16 protein-coding genes and 2 pseudogenes are annotated in these 17260 nt (G+C 34.4%); 9 read left to right on the top strand and 9 right to left on the bottom strand.

Going from position 1 to position 17260, the window contains the following annotated elements; genetic code table 11:
- The first annotated feature begins 524 nt into the window (after positions 1–524).
- Complete coding sequence (pdaB, locus tag DFR56_RS22260; protein WP_110397654.1) at positions 525–1283, top strand: polysaccharide deacetylase family sporulation protein PdaB; 759 nt, start codon at positions 525–527, stop codon at positions 1281–1283.
- A gap of 10 nt (positions 1284–1293) precedes the next feature.
- Here the strand turns inward: pdaB and DFR56_RS22265 are convergent, their stop codons facing one another.
- On the bottom strand, positions 1294–1974 hold the full coding sequence (locus DFR56_RS22265) for a KinB-signaling pathway activation protein (RefSeq protein ID WP_110397655.1): 681 nt from the start codon (positions 1972–1974) through the stop codon (positions 1294–1296).
- A 132-nt stretch (positions 1975–2106) separates the two neighbouring features.
- Between DFR56_RS22265 and gerD the strand changes: the two genes are divergently transcribed.
- Complete coding sequence (gene gerD, locus DFR56_RS22270) at positions 2107–2745, top strand: spore germination lipoprotein GerD (protein ID WP_110397656.1); 639 nt, start codon at positions 2107–2109, stop codon at positions 2743–2745.
- 72 nt (positions 2746–2817) lie between these two features.
- Here gerD and DFR56_RS22275 read toward each other — a convergent pair whose 3' ends face one another.
- Positions 2818–3876: an Mrp/NBP35 family ATP-binding protein gene (locus tag DFR56_RS22275; RefSeq protein WP_110397657.1), complete on the bottom strand. Its 1059-nt coding sequence runs from the start codon at positions 3874–3876 to the stop codon at positions 2818–2820.
- A 135-nt stretch (positions 3877–4011) separates the two neighbouring features.
- Positions 4012–4746, bottom strand: a complete 735-nt coding sequence (gene cwlD, locus DFR56_RS22280) for an N-acetylmuramoyl-L-alanine amidase CwlD (protein WP_110397658.1) — start codon at positions 4744–4746, stop codon at positions 4012–4014.
- A 195-nt stretch (positions 4747–4941) separates the two neighbouring features.
- On the opposite strand from cwlD, the gene DFR56_RS22285 reads away from it, so the two are divergent.
- Complete coding sequence (locus DFR56_RS22285) at positions 4942–6021, top strand: AI-2E family transporter (RefSeq protein WP_110397659.1); 1080 nt, start codon at positions 4942–4944, stop codon at positions 6019–6021.
- Between the two features lie 56 nt (positions 6022–6077).
- Positions 6078–6983, top strand: a complete 906-nt coding sequence (locus DFR56_RS22290; RefSeq protein WP_110397660.1) for a Nif3-like dinuclear metal center hexameric protein — start codon at positions 6078–6080, stop codon at positions 6981–6983.
- A 61-nt stretch (positions 6984–7044) separates the two neighbouring features.
- Here DFR56_RS22290 and DFR56_RS22295 read toward each other — a convergent pair whose 3' ends face one another.
- The 5 genes from DFR56_RS22295 to DFR56_RS22315 form a co-directional block, all read right to left on the bottom strand.
- The gene (locus DFR56_RS22295) at positions 7045–7557 is read right to left on the bottom strand and encodes a PCYCGC motif-containing (lipo)protein (RefSeq protein ID WP_110397661.1); all 513 of its coding nucleotides are present in this window, start codon (positions 7555–7557) and stop codon (positions 7045–7047) included.
- 133 nt (positions 7558–7690) lie between these two features.
- Entirely contained in the window at positions 7691–8161 is a 471-nt protein-coding gene (locus tag DFR56_RS22300; RefSeq protein WP_110397662.1) for a YndM family protein, read from the bottom strand.
- A 187-nt stretch (positions 8162–8348) separates the two neighbouring features.
- Entirely contained in the window at positions 8349–8846 is a 498-nt protein-coding gene (locus DFR56_RS22305) for a superoxide dismutase family protein (protein WP_372443017.1), read from the bottom strand.
- Between the two features lie 109 nt (positions 8847–8955).
- Positions 8956–10056, bottom strand: a complete 1101-nt coding sequence (locus DFR56_RS22310; RefSeq protein ID WP_110397664.1) for a diguanylate cyclase — start codon at positions 10054–10056, stop codon at positions 8956–8958.
- Positions 10057–10084: 28 nt separating this feature from the next.
- Entirely contained in the window at positions 10085–11320 is a 1236-nt protein-coding gene (locus tag DFR56_RS22315) for an EAL and HDOD domain-containing protein (protein WP_158525773.1), read from the bottom strand.
- Between the two features lie 223 nt (positions 11321–11543).
- On the opposite strand from DFR56_RS22315, the gene DFR56_RS22320 reads away from it, so the two are divergent.
- From DFR56_RS22320 to DFR56_RS22330, 3 genes are all read left to right on the top strand, one after another.
- Positions 11544–13193, top strand: coding sequence for an ATP-binding protein (locus DFR56_RS22320; protein WP_244916619.1), 1650 nt, complete (start codon positions 11544–11546; stop codon positions 13191–13193).
- Entirely contained in the window at positions 13193–13912 is a 720-nt protein-coding gene (locus tag DFR56_RS22325) for a response regulator (protein WP_110397666.1), read from the top strand. The genes DFR56_RS22320 and DFR56_RS22325 overlap by 1 nt, the downstream gene beginning before the upstream one ends.
- Positions 13913–14041: 129 nt before the next feature.
- Positions 14042–15367 carry a CitMHS family transporter gene (locus DFR56_RS22330; protein ID WP_110397667.1) on the top strand — a complete coding sequence of 442 codons (1326 nt, stop codon included), beginning with the start codon at positions 14042–14044 and terminating at the stop codon, positions 15365–15367.
- Between the two features lie 189 nt (positions 15368–15556).
- Here the strand turns inward: DFR56_RS22330 and DFR56_RS22335 are convergent, their stop codons facing one another.
- On the bottom strand, positions 15557–16168 hold the full coding sequence (locus DFR56_RS22335) for a DedA family protein (protein ID WP_110397668.1): 612 nt from the start codon (positions 16166–16168) through the stop codon (positions 15557–15559).
- Between the two features lie 225 nt (positions 16169–16393).
- Here DFR56_RS22335 and tnpA point away from each other — a divergent pair.
- Together tnpA and DFR56_RS23625 are read left to right on the top strand one after the other, a co-directional pair.
- Positions 16394–16794: pseudogene (gene tnpA, locus DFR56_RS23620) on the top strand (IS200/IS605 family transposase).
- Between the two features lie 10 nt (positions 16795–16804).
- Positions 16805–17260, top strand: a pseudogene (locus DFR56_RS23625) (RNA-guided endonuclease TnpB family protein); the annotation flags it as partial.

Below are 17260 nucleotides of genomic sequence, written 5' to 3' on the forward strand. Positions count from 1 at the left end.
CCAGCGTTCGTCCTGAGCCAAGATCAAACTCTCCATAAAAAGTTTGGTTATCATGTTTTCACCGAAAACATGTCTTAGCTTCAAAAATTATCTTATTTAGACGAGGTTAAAAGTATATAGAATATACATTCAACTTCTCTTGACATTTATGTTGTGTCTGTTCAGTTTTCAAGGAGCATTAAGTTATCATTTTTAAATGACAACAGAGACTAATATAACATATAAAAAAATGTATTTCAACAAAAAGAGACATTATTTTTTAAAAAAATTACTTGCATGAAGAAAAACATGTTTATGTAAAAGTATTATCCAGACAAAAAGCCATTTTACACCAATTTAATTTCAAAGTTTCACCAATTTCTCCAACTACCAAGTGAGCAGCGATGGAAAAAAAGAATTATACTCAGAAACAATCAACCACTACCCTTTAATTTATATCTCACACTAAAAAAGAGCTTGTTCATATTCCACGATTTTCCTCATACATTATAATAGGCATCTTTTAGTAGCAGAGGAGGAACGAAATGCAACATTTTTACGTATGGAATTTTAACAAAGGAAAAAAAATATTTTTTATTGTTTCATTAGCGTTAATAACCGCACTCATACTCTCATTTGAACCTGCCCGTTTATTTTCAACATTTTCAACAGACCAAACAACTGCTTTAACGAAAGGGAATGTCAATGAAAACAAACTGTCTCTTACCTTTAATATTAGTTGGGGGGAAGAAAAGGTATACGATATTCTTCAAGTATTAAAAGATCAAAAAATAAGAGCCACCTTTTTTGTTAGTGGAGAATGGGCGGAAAGACACCCACAAATTATGGAGGAAATAACCAAGCAACAGCATGAAGTAGGAATGTTAGGTTATCGCTATAAAAGTTATCTAGATCAAGATATTGATCAAGTAAAAAAAGACATACTCCATGCAAAAGAAGTATTTAAAAAGCTTGGGTTTAAGGAAATGAAATACATTCGCCCACCTAGTGGTCACTTTGATAAAGAAATTATCGCGTTAGCGGAACAACTTGAGCTTGAAGTAATCCATTGGAGTGTCAATCCAAATGATTGGAAAAATCCTGGAGTAAATGAAATATCAAGTATGGTAGTCGAAAATGCTTCAGGAGGGGATATTATTTTGCTTCATGCATCAGATTCAGCTAAACAAACCGCGGAGTCATTACAAACCATTTTACCAAATTTACAAAAGAGGAAACTGTCATTTGTTACCATTTCTGAATTATTAACAGAAGTAATTGCCAACGAAAAGCTAGTCGAATAAAATTTATCGACTAGCTTTTTGCATCGGATGTTTTTTTCACCTTTTCCATACGTTTCCTTTTTTGTTGTTCCAGACGCTGTTTTCGTCTTTCTTCAATACGCCGTTTATGTTCTTCATCGACTTTCGTTACTTCATGTAAAATAAGTAGCTGATAAGCGTTCGCTGCAAGAAGTGGCATCAACATTAATATAATAAAGCTTACATCTCCAGCCCTAAGAACGAGAGAAAGTTGAAGTGCTGAAACAACTACCATTAAAAATAAAGCGGGTATAAAGGCTGTTTTATTCGTTTGTTTCACTTTTATTCTAGCTATAATAAGCCCATAGATTAAAATAAATGCTGTCATCATTATTTTAAATAGTAAAGAAATTTCTTTACTTGAAAAATAAATTAAATCAAACAGTGCAAAAGCGACAAGTAGCACTTGGACTGTTGGCCAAAAAGAACGAAAGAAGTTTTGTCCAAACCGATGGATAAATAAATAAGCAAAAAATCCTGTTTGGCTTACGACAGTAAAGACGAGTGCATACCCAGTAAAAAATAAAAATACTCCTAGTAATTCTAAACCATTAAATGGATTTATAAAATTTAAATATTCTTGACCTTTAACGAAGAAACTAGTTATTAAACCGACAATTCCACCAACAAACAATGTCTTAAAAAACATGTTGACGACTTTACGACTATTCACAAATGATCCTCCTATTACGTTCGGATTATATCCAATCATCATTTTATCATGAACAAGCTTTTTTTTCTTCATATTGTGCATATAATTCAGCACATTTTTACATATTAAAGATAGATAAGGGAGGATTAAGGAATGATTCGTGCTTATTCAATATCACTCATATGTATAATTCTAGTCGTATTCACCGGTTGTGCTGATAATACAGCGAATAAAGATATGGATTATGAACAAACGAAAAAAATGGTTGTTGATATTTTACAAACGGATGAAGGGAAAAAGGCACTCCAAGATATCATTGCTGATGATAAAATGAAACAACATTTAGTAATGGAATCTGATGTAGTAAAAGAGTCGATTACCCAAGCGCTTGTTTCCGAAAAAGGGGCAGAGATGTGGAAAAAGCTGTTTGAAGATCCATCCTTCGTGGAAAGTTTTAATAAATCGATTGCCGATGAACAAAAAAAATTGTTTAAAAGTTTAATGAATGATGCAGATTTTCAAAAGCAAATGCTTGAATTGTTACAAAATCCGGAAATCTCCAATCAGACGTTATCATTAATGAAAAGTCAGCAATTCCGGGCTCATCTTGAAGAAACGATCCAACAGACACTTGAAACACCTTTATTCCAAGCAAAAATGGAAAAAATATTGTTAAAGGCAGCAGAACAAAAGCAACAAAAAGAACAACAAAGTGGTGGAGGTGGACAAGGTAGTGGACAAGGTAGCGGCCAAGGCGGCGGAAGTGGCGGTGGAGGAGGGAGTGGACAATAATATCCCCTACTCTCCATATAAAACTGTCCGCTAGATCCAAAAAGGCTGTCCACGATGGACAGCCTCCTTACATTATTCTTCTTCCATTTGTGCGATTATTTTAGCAGCAATTCGGTGATATTCTTGTCCATTTGGATGATCTTCCTGATAAATGGATGGGGCAAATAGATCTTCCTCTTCGTATGGTTGTTGTAAGGATAGTCTACCAAGCACTTTTGTAGAAAGTACCTCTGCTAGCTTATCGCCTCCACCTTTACCAAAGACATATTCTTTTTCTCCTGTTTTTTCGCTTTCAAAATACGACATGTTTTCAACAACACCCAAAATTTTATGATCTGTTTTAAGTGCCATTTGACCCGCTCGTGCTGCAACAAATGCCGCTGTTGGATGGGGTGTTGTGACAATTACTTCATTACAAGTTGGAAGTAATTCATGAACATCCATTGCGATATCTCCAGTTCCAGGAGGTAAGTCCAATAATAAATAATCTAAGTCGCCCCATTCAACTTCCCGAAAAAAGTTATTTAACATTTTCCCGAGCATCGGACCGCGCCAAATGATTGGAGAATTATCTTCTACAAAAAAGCCCATCGAAATTAATTTAACGCCAAATCTTTCGACTGGAATAATTTTTTCTCCTCGTACAACCGGGCGTTCTTCTACACCCATCATATCAGGAACACTGAATCCATAAATATCAGCATCTATAATACCGACTTTTTTTCCTAGGCGCATTAATGCCATTGCTAAGTTAACAGTAACAGTCGATTTGCCAACGCCACCTTTACCACTAGCAATTGCGACAAAATGGGGTTGCTTTTTTGCTCCAAGTATAGAAGTATCCGTTTCCGAACTAGATGGTTGGAATTTTTGAATCATTTCATCTGGTAGCTGTTCAAAACGCAATCCTACTGTTCTTGCACCATTCCTTTTTAAAATGGAAACAACTTCTTGTTGTAATTGCATTTGTTCTGCTGTGTTTGGCTTCCCTATTGCCAATTTAACACTAACATGCTTTTTCTCTTCGCGGACCGTAACATCTACGATTCCACTTGTTTCCTTAAAAGTTGTATGTAAAAATGGATCTTTAACAGTTTGTAGTAGCTCGATTACTTCCTCTTTCGTTAACATATAAAATACACCATCCCTTAGACACAATGTTTACACCATTAAAAATGGTTCAAATCTTCTTTGAACACTTATTGTAGTTAAGGTTAGTATAACATAATTTAAAGGAAACCTAAGTGATTTGAATCATAGTAAAAATTAGTTCTCAGATGCTTTTTCCTCTTCTTCTACTTCTTCTGTAACATATCGGATGATCCCTTTATAGATGCTAGCAGCCATCTTGTCTTGATAATGATTGTCTTTTAATAGTTCTCTCTCCTCTTCATTTGATAAAAAGCCAATTTCAACTAATGCGCCCGGAACTTCAGCATGCTTGAGTAAATAAATATCATTAATTTGGAGTGGTACCCGGTTTGTGTTTTCTAAATTATAAATGATTTCTGATTGAATCATCGTAGCTAAGTGTTTATTTTCAGGAAAACTTGGATAAAAAAATGTTTGTGCTCCAGACCATTTACTAGAAGGGAGGGCATTTAAATGAATCGTAATAAATAAATCCGCTTCCTTTTCATGGATAAAGGTTAATCTATTTCTTATATCCTCTGATTTTCTACGTGAATAGCCTCTCGTATCCTCAGCTGCCAAATCTTTATCTTCTTCCCTCGTTAAATAAACAAGTGCACCTGCCTGTTGTAAATAATCACGAGTCTTTTTTGACACCTCAAGTGCAATTTCTTTTTCCAACGTATTATCTTTCCCCACTGCTCCCCCATCAGGCCCTCCATGACCAGGGTCAATAACGATTGTTTTCCCGGAAAGTGGTAATGGAATAGTTCTCCACATATGTTGTCCTTTATGAGTCGGAAACTGAATAAGCAAAATTAAAATAATAGCACCTAATAGCCAAATCGCTATTTTGTAGTATGTTTTCATCCTTTTCCTCTCCCTAACTATCTATTACTTCATTTTATGAATGGAAATCGATGATATGACTGCTTGTTCAATCGTTTTAATTTTGGTTATTATGGGTAATTTTATGGTATAATGGAGCAAATAACCTTACACTTTTTACATACAACTTTTCTACTTATATTAGTTGTTTTGACAGAGAAAAGAGGCTGATTCTTATTGACGAGGAAATTATGGTTTCAAGTCGGGATAGGTATATTAATTAGTTTATTTATTATTAAATATATTGTAGATGTAAACTGGATTTTTTCACCAATTTTAATTGTTGCTAAAACGATTTTTTTACCTCTTTTGCTTGGCGGGGTTTTATTTTATATTACCGTTCCTATTCAAACATTTCTTGAAAAACAAAAAATTCCTAGATGGGGCAGCATTTCCATTATTTTCGTGACATTAATTGGTTTATTGTGGGTGGCAGTATCCATTATTGGACCACTAATTACAGAGCAGGTTAATAATTTAATTGAAAACACACCAGCAATTGTTCAAGAAACGAATAATCTTATTATGGAACTGTTAAGGCAAGCAGGTGATCTTCCCAAGTGGGTAGATAAAGAAATAGAAAAAGCAACAGATTCAATTAGCACGATAACAAGCCAATTTGGAATATGGATCGTTACTTTTTTCCAGTCAGTAATACAAGGGACACTTATTTTAGTGCTTACGCCGTTCTTTCTATTTTTTATGTTAAAAGATCATGAAAAGTTTTTACCTGCTGTCACAAAGTTCTTTTCAGGTGAAACGAAAAAATGGGTACATAAGACATTTAGCGATATTGATGATGTGCTAAGCTTATACATTCGGGGACAAATTTTAATTAGTTCGATATTGGCAATCATGTTATTTATTGGTTACTATTTTATCGGGTTAAATTTTGCATTACTTTTAGCTGTATTCGCCTTTTTCATGAATGTTATTCCATTTATCGGACCTTGGATTGCCTTTATTCCGGCACTTCTGATTGCATTTTTCCAAGATCCAATTATGGTTGTCTGGGTTTCTTTAATAACGCTTGTCGCTCAGCAAACAGATGCAAATTTAATTACACCTAATATTATGGGAAAAACATTAAACATCCACCCATTAACGATTATTACCGTTCTACTGGCAGCTGGAAAAATCGCTGGGCTTTTAGGAATATTATTAGCGGTTCCAGGCTATGCAGTAGGAAAAGCGATTGTTTCTAATCTTTATGAAAAGCGTCTAGCTATTCGAAAAGCCGCCAATAAAACAATTTAAAAAAAGCACTCTCCATTTATGGGAGTGCTTTTTATTACATAAGGGAGGTTATATTTGTGATAAAACTTGAGAAAATCATCAGCAAGTTAGACGAGGAGTTTCAAGTAAATGTGTTCGGTAAAGATCCCGCATTTAGTCGATTTATCCCTCAAGTTTATGACCCGATTGATTTTAACTGGAAATCTGCTTTTGAAAAGGGATTTGTTTCTATTTTTAATGGTTTAATGATAAAAGGAGCCCCGAATGTTCATCGAGTTTTTCTTGCTGTTTTTCCGACAGATCATGTGTTAAAAACATTTATATCAACGAGTAATACTGGTGATTTATTATTTATGCATCACCCATTACTAATGGAATGTGGCGACCCTCAAGGTGAATGGGGAGAAGGGTTCGTTCCTATTCAAGAAAAATATATTGAACAAATAAAAGAGAAGCAATTGTCCATTTATACTTGTCATATCCCTATGGATTGCCATAAAAGTTTAGGAACGAATGCCGCAATTGCCAAAGCTTTAAATGTCGCTTCCATTTATAAAAATGAGGGGAATGAATTTATTTTGTACGGTACAATAAACAAAACAAACACTGATCAACTTATGACAAACCTTCTGCCTATTTTTGATATTCCATATGTCGATTTTGAAGGTCAAAAGAGAGAAAATATTGAGCATGTAGCAATCGTTGCTGGATGTGGGGATGTTGTTGACTGGATGAAAGAGGCAGAACAAAATGGGATTCAGGCATACATTAGTGGTGAGATACATTGCCATATCGATAATAAATATGGAAAATATAAGTACAATCAAATGATGGAATTTGCTAAAGATACAAAGATGTCCCTTATTGGCGTATCCCATTCCGCTTCAGAATATCTTGCTCATCGTACAGTAATCAAAGAGTGGTTGGAACAACACATTCCTATTCAAACTGTATTAATCCCACAAGAAAAATGGTGGCTATAGTAGGAATTGCGACAATACCACAACCGTAAAAAGCAAAAAAGCCTTTCTTAGGCTTTCTGCATTAAGCTCCAAATCTCTTAGTTGGAGTGGATTCTGGATATCCTTCATCTTGATATTTTGCATCGATGGCATCGCGCACTTCATCAATTGATCTACCTTCGTTGTATTCAATTATTGCCTCAGCTGCAATGTCTAAGCAAACTTGACATCTTGTTGCATGGTCGTCCCAAACAACCGCACTATCCTCTTTATTTTCGTTTATAAAACAATGGTAATTATGACCATGACCAACAGAATCACCACATCCACAATAACATGGGATATGTTCCAATAATTCCTTATGTTCTGCTACGGCTGTGTAAAGAATTTTCATATTATCATCATGATCCATTAAAAATGGTGGTAAAGTCTCTTTGTTTGATGTTTCTTCACGAAGATCACCCATACTACCATCATTTATTGAAGTCACTTCATGATTTGAGTTCTCCTTCTCCTCGGCTTTATCATCGTTTGAATTAGAACAAGCACCAATAAAAATAGTAAAAATGATCGCTAAAAAAGTTAATTTACGCATTGCTCGCACTCCTCTATTTGCTCTTTCTATCATACCACAACAAGCAGAGGAGGAAACGTGACAAAATGATGTTTTTTTCATTTGAAATGAAAAGGTTCAGATGTTTCTTCACGCCATCTGAACCTTTTACACATTATCGTTTATTTCGATCATCATCATTTGGTACTGGATCAATCTCTTCTCCAAACTCTGTTTTTAATTCTGAATGATCAATATCAATATAGTTATCATTATCTCGGTTATCTGTTCGATCGTCAACATGTAAAATACGGCTATCTACATACCTATGAAAAAATATTTCTCCAATTGCAATGATAGCTGCTGTAATTGCAGCCGCAGTTAGTAATGGAATATTTTCATTAATAAAATTCGCGCCGTACAACCAAACAATTGCAAACACGATAATGAAATCAGCGATTGTAGCACCCCAATTTTCAAATTTAGGTAAAATAAACAAATCTCCTAGTACGAAAGATACTCCAGTAATAATTAAACTTAGCATGAGGATTTGTCCAAAATTCACCCCATAAAATGCACCTAAAACGATCCAGATAACTGCTGTGCACATAATAAATTTTATAATTAGTGCTTTTACGTAATCCATCCTTTTGTCCTCCTTTCCGTATGAAATAAATGCTCGTTATTAGAATATCCCGAACTTCTTGTTTCATACGAAAAGTTTTACATTTTTTTCTAAATAGTAGACGGGACTATCAAAAAAATGGGAGGAGAGTATTTTTATCGTATCATCTCTACCTCCATCATTAGCTTTTAACGACAGTCCCTGTTTTTTAATAATAAGCTTGAATAACGCCACAACCAATTCGTTTCCCTGAATTTCCTGAGGGCTGTGTACGATAATCATCTGGATTTTGATGGATCATAACTGTTTTCCCGATAATATCATTTACGCTAAATCTGTCGGTAAAAAACGACATCCTAGCATATCCATGATTCGAAAAAAGCACTGGAAAATCCCCCGCATGATTACCATGAGGTTGATTGTCTGGATTCCAATGACCTCCCGCTGCTTGAAATGGGTCTTCTGGGTTTCCCATTGCACAACTTCCATGTTCATGTATATGGAAGCCAAATGGACCAATCGGAGAATTATTTCCTTCTGCCGGCTTATACTCAGGAAGCCCAGTCACTTCCACCATTACTTCTGTGCCATAAGGAACATCCATAAACATAACATATCCTTGTAAATTGGGTGCAAGTTCACTTCCTCTTATTTCAGCACATGCTCTTGAAACCATCTGTCTTCGATGATCTTGAGTTGGGTGCATATGATGATGATAATCCATTACTGTGTAAACCTCCTCTTATTAAATTAGGTTTCTACACAGTTTATGCCTAAAAATAAAAATCGTGTTTATCAATGAGGTATTGGTTCAATCAGTTCTTTCTTGCCTCCTCCCTTTGATTTATATGAACCACTTTATTTCGACCATTTCTTTTTGCTGTATATAAAGCACGATCTGCACATGTATAAAGCTCATCCATCCCCACACCATTAGATGGAAAAGTGCTAATTCCAATAGAAATAGTGATGGTAACTTTCTGTTTACCCGATGTTATGACAAATTCATTCTGTACAAATAGACGCAAACTTTCAGCGATTTGAAAACTGCTTTCCCCATCTCTTTGTGGAAATAAAAGAAAAAACTCTTCACCACCGTATCGATAAGCGCTTCCTCCATTTGTTATAGTGAAATCCTTTAATATAACCGCAAGCTCTCGAAGAACTGCATCCCCAGCCAAGTGTCCATATGTATCATTTATTTTCTTAAAGTAATCAATATCAATGATCATCAACGAAAAAACATCTTTTTTATTCTTTATTATGTCCTGCGAAACTTTCTCGAATTTCCTGCTATTAAAGAGTCCAGTAAGAAAATCCGTCTCTGATAAATTTTCCACTAATTCAACATTTTTAAAGTGCTTTTCTAACTCCTTGGCAATAAATAAAACGACAAAAAATGAAATGTTCGTAAACAAAAGAAAGTAAATACTTTGCCATGCTTTATCCCAAGTAAAACCAGCTAAAAAGAAAAGAAAAATAGCCGTTTCAATTGAAATGGCTAAAAAGTAATATGTAGCGTTTTTCAATGTTACTTGTTTTTTTAAAGCAAGCAAACTTAAAAATATGGAACAAATAAACGTATTGAGTCCCGCCATTACCGCCGTCTGCGTAAAATCACCAAAGCCCATTCTAGAAAGGCTAATGATGCTACCACTTATTAATGGAGCAATTGGACCTCCTAAAACAGACGATAAGACGATGACTACAAACCTCGTATCCAAAATAATCTCTTCAGATACGGATATACTTGTTTGGATTAAAACAAGTCCAATAAGTCCACTAAAAATCCCTACCGCAATTCCATGTAACACTGGAGTTGCGGTATGGAAGATACTGTTTTTATATGAAAACGAATAAAGTAATACACAAAATGTAAACAATACACAAAAATTAATAACTGTTTCTAGTAACATGTCGTTCACCTATATTTTAAATAACTGATTAATCAAAATGGGTTACCCAATGATGTGCAGCTGTCGAAATCGTTCTTAATTCCGCTTTTGTTACCCCTATTTCTACACAATATTTTTCGATTAATTCCCAGTTGAATTTTTCCAATGCTTTACATAGGTTGATATATGGTAGCATTTCGGTTTCTTTACCTAAAAGTGTTTCCGTTATTTCTTTTGAAAGGGATAATTGTGGTAAAATATCTTCCCAACTCCGCTGCATAATAATATTTATAAGCGAAAACATTCCCGCCAAGAAAAACGCTTCTGAATTTTGTTTCCCTCTTTTCTTCGCTAATTGCTCACAAACTTTTGCACGAATTAGGGAGTGATCAATAAGTGCCTTTTCTCTTCCTTTCCCTACTCCTGTTCCTATATCGTGAAGGAGTAAGATTTGCATCCACTTTCTCGCTTTATTTAATCCCATTAACATAATTGCTTGTTTAATGGAACTTATTTTATTAGGTACTCCAAATGCTAAAGAATTAATATAACGAAGCAATTTATAAGATAAAGAGACATCGCGCATAATTAAATGAGTAATTTCATCGATATCGGCGTCTTCCTCATTTAGTCGCTGAAACAAATGCAAATGAAGGGCATAATTGGAAGGTATATCAGGACTTTTAATAATTTCAGGCCGTGCAAAAAAATAACCTTGAAACAATAAATATCCTAATTGCTTAGCTTCTTCGTACTGTTCTTCTGTTTCTACCTTTTCGGCTAATAGTGAAATATGTGGATAATTTTTTACTAATGTTTCGATCCTAGTTCTTTCCGTTAAAGTCGTATTCATAAAGTCCACTTTAATAATATTGATTAGCTTATATAACTTGGGGTGTAAATCATATTTTGGATGTAACACAAAATCATCTAAAACTAGTTTAAAGCCTGCTTTTTTTAAACCTGATAATTGTTTAATAAAATACGGAGTAATCTCCGCATCCTCTAATATTTCGATGACAACAACTTTTGGATTCAATTGTTTTATTACATCATGTTTTAATAGTTTTTCAGAAAAATTAATAAAAGATCTCGTCCGGCCAACTACTTGATCAATTCCAATCGTCAAAAAAGTATTAATCAATAATTCAATCGTTGCTTTTTCAGGATTTATATTCGGAAAATTATTTTCTTCACTGTTTCTATATAACAGTTCATAGGCATAAATATTTCCACTCTGATCAAAAATTGGCTGCCTTCCAACAAAAACATTTAAATTACTCACCCTTATGCCCACCTACCTCACTTATTGGTCAATAATATCTAGTTAGTAATATCTAGTATATCACTTAAGCAATCAATATTTTAGTACAAAGAGGAAAGTAGTACGTATCTTTTGGGTAAAAATCTTCCATCATACATTCGTTTTCTTTACAAAAAGTCATCTTCAGATATACACGATAAGTATGTTATTATAATGTGATATTGAAAAAAAGGAGCTTTTAAAATTGGAATTACGTCATTCTCCCATTTTACATATTCGAAATGTAAAACGCCCCCTATTTAGTTTAAACATTAAAATGATGCTACTTATAAGCACACTCATTATTCTCATTTTAATGATCTTAGGTTTTTTTATGAATCTATTTATTTCAAAAACAATTGAAGATCAAATGGGCAAAAGAGCATTAAGTGTAGCCACTTCGGTTGCAAACATGGAAGATATCGTTTCTGCGTTTGATTTAGAAAATCCTGCAAGTAGGATCCAAGGAATTGTTGATCCCATTCAGAAAGAAACGAATGCGGAATATATCGTAGTTGGGAATAAGGATGGGATTCGTTATTCACACCCAATACAGGATCGAATCGGGAAAGAAATGGTCGGTGGAGATAACGATCGTGCCTTATATGATGGCGAATCATATGTTACGAAACAAACTGGCAGTTTAGGCTTATCGATTCGCGGGAAAGTGCCAATTAAAAGTAAGAATGGAGAAATTATTGGAGTAGTTTCAGTCGGATTTTTAAATGATGATATTCAAGCAATTATTAATGAACAAAGACATTCTATATGGCTAATGATATCGCTCTTTTTTTTATTAGGTATTATCGGTGCAATTGGCATTTCTCGCTATATAAAGCGACTTCTTTTTCATATGGAGCCTGAGGAAATTTCTGAATTGCTCCTCCAAAAAGAAGCTATTTTACAATCAACAAAAGAAGGCATAATCGCTATCAATCACCGGGGAGAAACGACGATGATTAATAAGGCAGCACTTAATATTATCCAATCAAAAGAAAACTCTAACAGACAAACATTAATAGAAAATCATGTGAACGAAAAAGCGTATATGCATATTTTTGATCATATTAAGGAAAATGATCATAACGTAGACGTGGAAATGATGATTGAAAATACGATTGTTATAGTCAATCGTACAGCCATTACAGAAAACCAAACTTTTTTAGGGGCAGTTGCGACAATCCGTAAAAAAACCGAGATCGAGCACCTAACGAAAGAGCTTTCACAGATTAAACAATATGCAAATGCACTAAGATCACAATCACATGAATTTTCCAATAAGTTGTACACGATATTAGGGCTATTACAACTTAATAAAGTAGATAAGGCGGAACAATTTATTAAAGCTGAAAGCAATATTCAATCAAATTGGCTGACCTTTTTAACAGATCATATGGCAGACCCTTACGTACATGGATTACTGCAAGGTAAATGGAACCAAGCAAATGAACTTGACATATCGGTACAAATTCAAGATGATAGTATGCTGACTAATCCATTAACAGGGGACAAACAAGAAGCTCTATTAACAAGTTTAGGTACTATTATTGAGAACGCCATAGATTCGATTAAACTATCTTGTTCTTTACATCGGGAAATTTCAATCTTTTTTTCAGATCATGGTCAAGATATCATTTTTGAAATTGAAGATTCGGGACCAGGAATTCTAGAAGAAAAGGTAGTATATTTATTTGAACAAGGATTTTCAACAAAAGGAACTTCTGGCAGAGGTACTGGTCTTGCTCTATCAAAAAAAGTTATCAACGATGTTGGAGGGGAAATTATTTATGAGCCAAGCGAACTTGGTGGGGCCCTTTTTGTCATTGTTATTCCGAAAAATGGAGGACAGAGATAATGAACATTCCTGTTTTAATTATAGAAGATGATTTTTGGATCGCTGGAATCCATGAAGAACAAGTCGAAAAAAATCAATACTATTCTGTGCAAAAAATAGCTAAATCAAGCAAAGAAGCCTTACATTATTTAGATCATTGCACACATTTACCACAATTAATCTTGTTAGATATATACATACCCGATACGGAGGGATTAACACTTTTCAAAAAGTTACGGACTGATTATCACCAAATTGATGTAATTGTTATTTCTGCAGCAAATGATCGAGAGACAATGATAAAGACAAAACGATATGGTGCTTTTGATTACATGGTAAAACCAGCAGACGAAGATCGGATAAAACAATCACTTCACCTTTATTTTGAATATACGAAACTGATAAACGATCATGAGCAGTTTAACCAACAACATATAGATCATCTTTTTCATTCAGGGCAACTAGGTTCATTCAAACAAGATAAAAATGAAAACGTACCAAAAGGGATTGATCCTTTAACACTACAAGAAATAATTCGTTTTTTAAAAAGTGCCTCTTATGAACCAATGACCGCTACAGATATTAGTAAATCTTTAGGTATGAGTCGATCGACAGCAAGAAGATATATGGAATATTTAGTTTCCATTAACAAGGCAGAAACGATCTTAAATTATGGAAATATCGGTCGCCCATTACGACAATATGTCTATCGTGAACAAAATGAACAAAACTCATCATAATAAATAATACTTTTCTTATCAAAGGAATATATATCTTCTTTAAATGTTATGTTACTTTGTTAAAGATAATTTCATTTACAAGGTAAATGAAAACGTTATCTTTACAATAATTATTTAAGGAGGATATAGATGTTAAGTTTAATTGGATTTGCTACGATTTTGACGATTGTATTTCTATTAATTCGGGGGAAAATTACTCCTATTATCGCCTTAGTCATTATGCCGATAATCGGGGCTATCGTAGCGGGATTTACTATTGGAGAAATCGGGGAATTTTTTAGTGATGGAATTGTCTCTGTGATCAATGTCGTCATTATGTTCATCTTTGCTATTCTGTTTTTTGGCATTATGCAAGACGCTGGGTTATTTGACCCTATTATTGACAAGATGATTTCCATCACTCATGGAAATGTGATCACGATTAGTATTGGATCTGTCTTTATCGCTGCAATCGCTCAACTGGATGGTTCAGGAGCTTCGACCTTTTTAATTACCATACCAGCACTATTACCTTTGTATCGCCAAATGAAAATGAGTCCTTATTTACTTTTATTATTAATTGGTGGTAGTGCAAGTATTATGAATATGATTCCATGGGGAGGCCCACTTGGTCGAGCAGCATCTGTATTAAATATGGATGTAACAGAATTATGGCGTCCGCTTATTCCAATTCAAATTATCGGAATGGTATTCATGATTATTTTAGCCATATTTTTAGGTATGAGAGAAAAACGAAGAATTATCCAGCGCTATGGAAGTATTGAAAATGCAATTGCAACAGATGACGGAGAAGTGGGCTTATTTGATAAAAAGAATAAGGCCAAACGAGCCGTTACAAAATCGGGAATTTATTGGGCAAATGTTGTTTTAGCTTTAGTAGTAATCGGGGTGTTAGTTTCCGGCATCATCCCAGCTGGTTTAGCGTTTATGATAGGTGTTTGTCTTGCTTTGCCCCTTAATTTTAGAAATGTGGATGATCAAAATAAAAGTATTCGAAAACATGCCCCAAATGCTTTAACGATGGCAACCATTATTTTAGCTGCAGGATCTTTTTTAGGTATTCTAAATGGAACTGGCATGCTTGATTCCATTGCAGAGGATACGGTAAAAATTTTGCCATTATTTATTGCTCCATATGTTCATTTGATCATCGGTGTATTAGGAGTTCCTTTTGATTTATTACTAAGTACTGATGCATATTATTTTGCCTTATTACCTGTTGCTGAACAAATTGGAACGACATTTGGTATTCCTTCGATTTCTACTGCATATGCCATGATTATTGGAAACATCGTTGGTACTTTTGTTAGTCCATTTTCACCTGCACTTTGGTTAGCCCTTGGTCTTGCGGGACTAGAAATGGGGAAGCATATCCGCTATGCATTCTTTTGGATGTGGGGACTAAGCATTGTCTTAATAATAATAGCAATACTTCTAGGAACAATTTCAATTTAATAGAGCAGAGGGGGCCTTATCCCCCTCCATTAAATTTAGAATAAATGTTGAGGAAAGCATTATACCATAACGGTATCTTCCGTATAGCGATTCGCAAAAGAAAAAAGCCATAAATAAAAGAAGTTCAAGAAAATTAAATAGTAATAGCTAGACTTGTGATTTCTCATCCTAAACAGTGGAAAAATAGCATCATTTTTTCCTCTTTCCCTTATGAATATATACTAAAATAAAGAGGATAAAACCTATAGCTATTAAGAAGTAAACGATTGTTGAATAGTACTCAAAAAAACTGAGAATATCTTTCCAAGATGCTCCTAAAATAGCGCCTACAAAAACTAGCATCGTATTCCAAATAGCAGTTCCAATTATCGTAAAAAGTAGGAACAACCAAAACTTCATCCCCGACATCCCAGCTGGAATAGAAATTAAACTGCGGACAATTGGCACCATCCTACAAAGTAATACCGCCCAATAACCGTAATTTTCGAACCATGCATTTGCTTTATGTAAGTCCTCCTTTTCCAAGCGAATAATATGCCCCCAACGATCAATCACTTTTTCCATTCGTTCTATATTAATTAACATGCCAATCCCATATAAAATAATTGCACCTAGCACCGAACCAGTTGTTGCTGTTATAATGACACCATCGACCGTTAAATTCGTATACGTTGTCATAAATCCGCCAAATAGAAGGATGACTTCAGAGGGAATTGGCGGAAAAATATTTTCTAACGCCATCATAAAAAAGACACCTACATAACCAAGTTGCTCCATCAGTTCGATAACCCATGCTTGCATATTCCTTCCTCCTAAATGCTTGTACAATATGTATAATGCAAAAACGTTACATTTTATCAATTAACCGAGCATACCCGTGATTTCGTGGGATGAATCGGCTTCGATTAAAGCACAGCCTTGGCTATGTTATTCAATCGACATATGTTAACTAAAATATATTTCTAAATGTTTTTACGTATGGATATGTAATTGTGCATATGTTAAAGTATATTTGAGGTGTTTTCAATGTCTGACATACATTACGGACGTGGTTACGTCTATTCGATTCAATACCATTTAGTTTGGTGTGTTAAATATCGTCATGATATTTTGCACGGTCAAATAGATACGGATGTGAAAACGTTATTAAAACAAATTGCAATAGATAATGACATTCAGATTGTAGAAATGGAGTCTGATCAAGACCACATCCATTTACTAATAGACTGCAAACCCCAACATTACATTCCAAGTATTGTAAAAGCTTTTAAAGGTGTATCTGCACGACTACTATTTAAAAAACATCCAGAACTAAAACAACATCTTTGGGGTGGTCATCTATGGAATCCTAGTTACTTCGTGGCTACTGTAAGTGAAAATACAGAAGAACAGATACGCAGTACATTCAAAATCAAAAAAAGAAATGAGGTGAGTTACGTGTTGCGACATAAAGCATCTAGCTTTAGAATCTATCCGAATCAAGCCCAACAAATTCTAATCGCTAAAACAATCGGTTGTTCACGTTTTATCTTTAACCATTTTTTGAGTTTGTGGAATGAAACGTACAGAAATACTGGCAAAGGATTAACTTATCACGCTTGTGCTACTATGCTCCCTCACATAAAAAAGAACGAAGAAACCAACTGGCTGAAAGAAGTAGACAGCATTGCCCTCCAATCATCTTTGAAAAATCTTTCTAATTCCTTTTCGCGCTTTTTCAAAAAACAAACAAATAAACCTTAATTCAAAAGTAAAAACAACCCCATTCAAAGTTACACAACGAAAAATGTGAACAACAATATTTCCGTGCACAAAAACCGCTTAAAATTACCTAAACTCGGCTTTGTAAAATTCGCCAAGAGTAAAGAACTAAAAGGACGAATAGTAAATGCG

The sequence above is a fragment of the Pseudogracilibacillus auburnensis genome, from assembly GCF_003201975.1.
Classification (GTDB): Bacteria; Bacillota; Bacilli; order Bacillales; family Amphibacillaceae; genus Pseudogracilibacillus; species Pseudogracilibacillus auburnensis.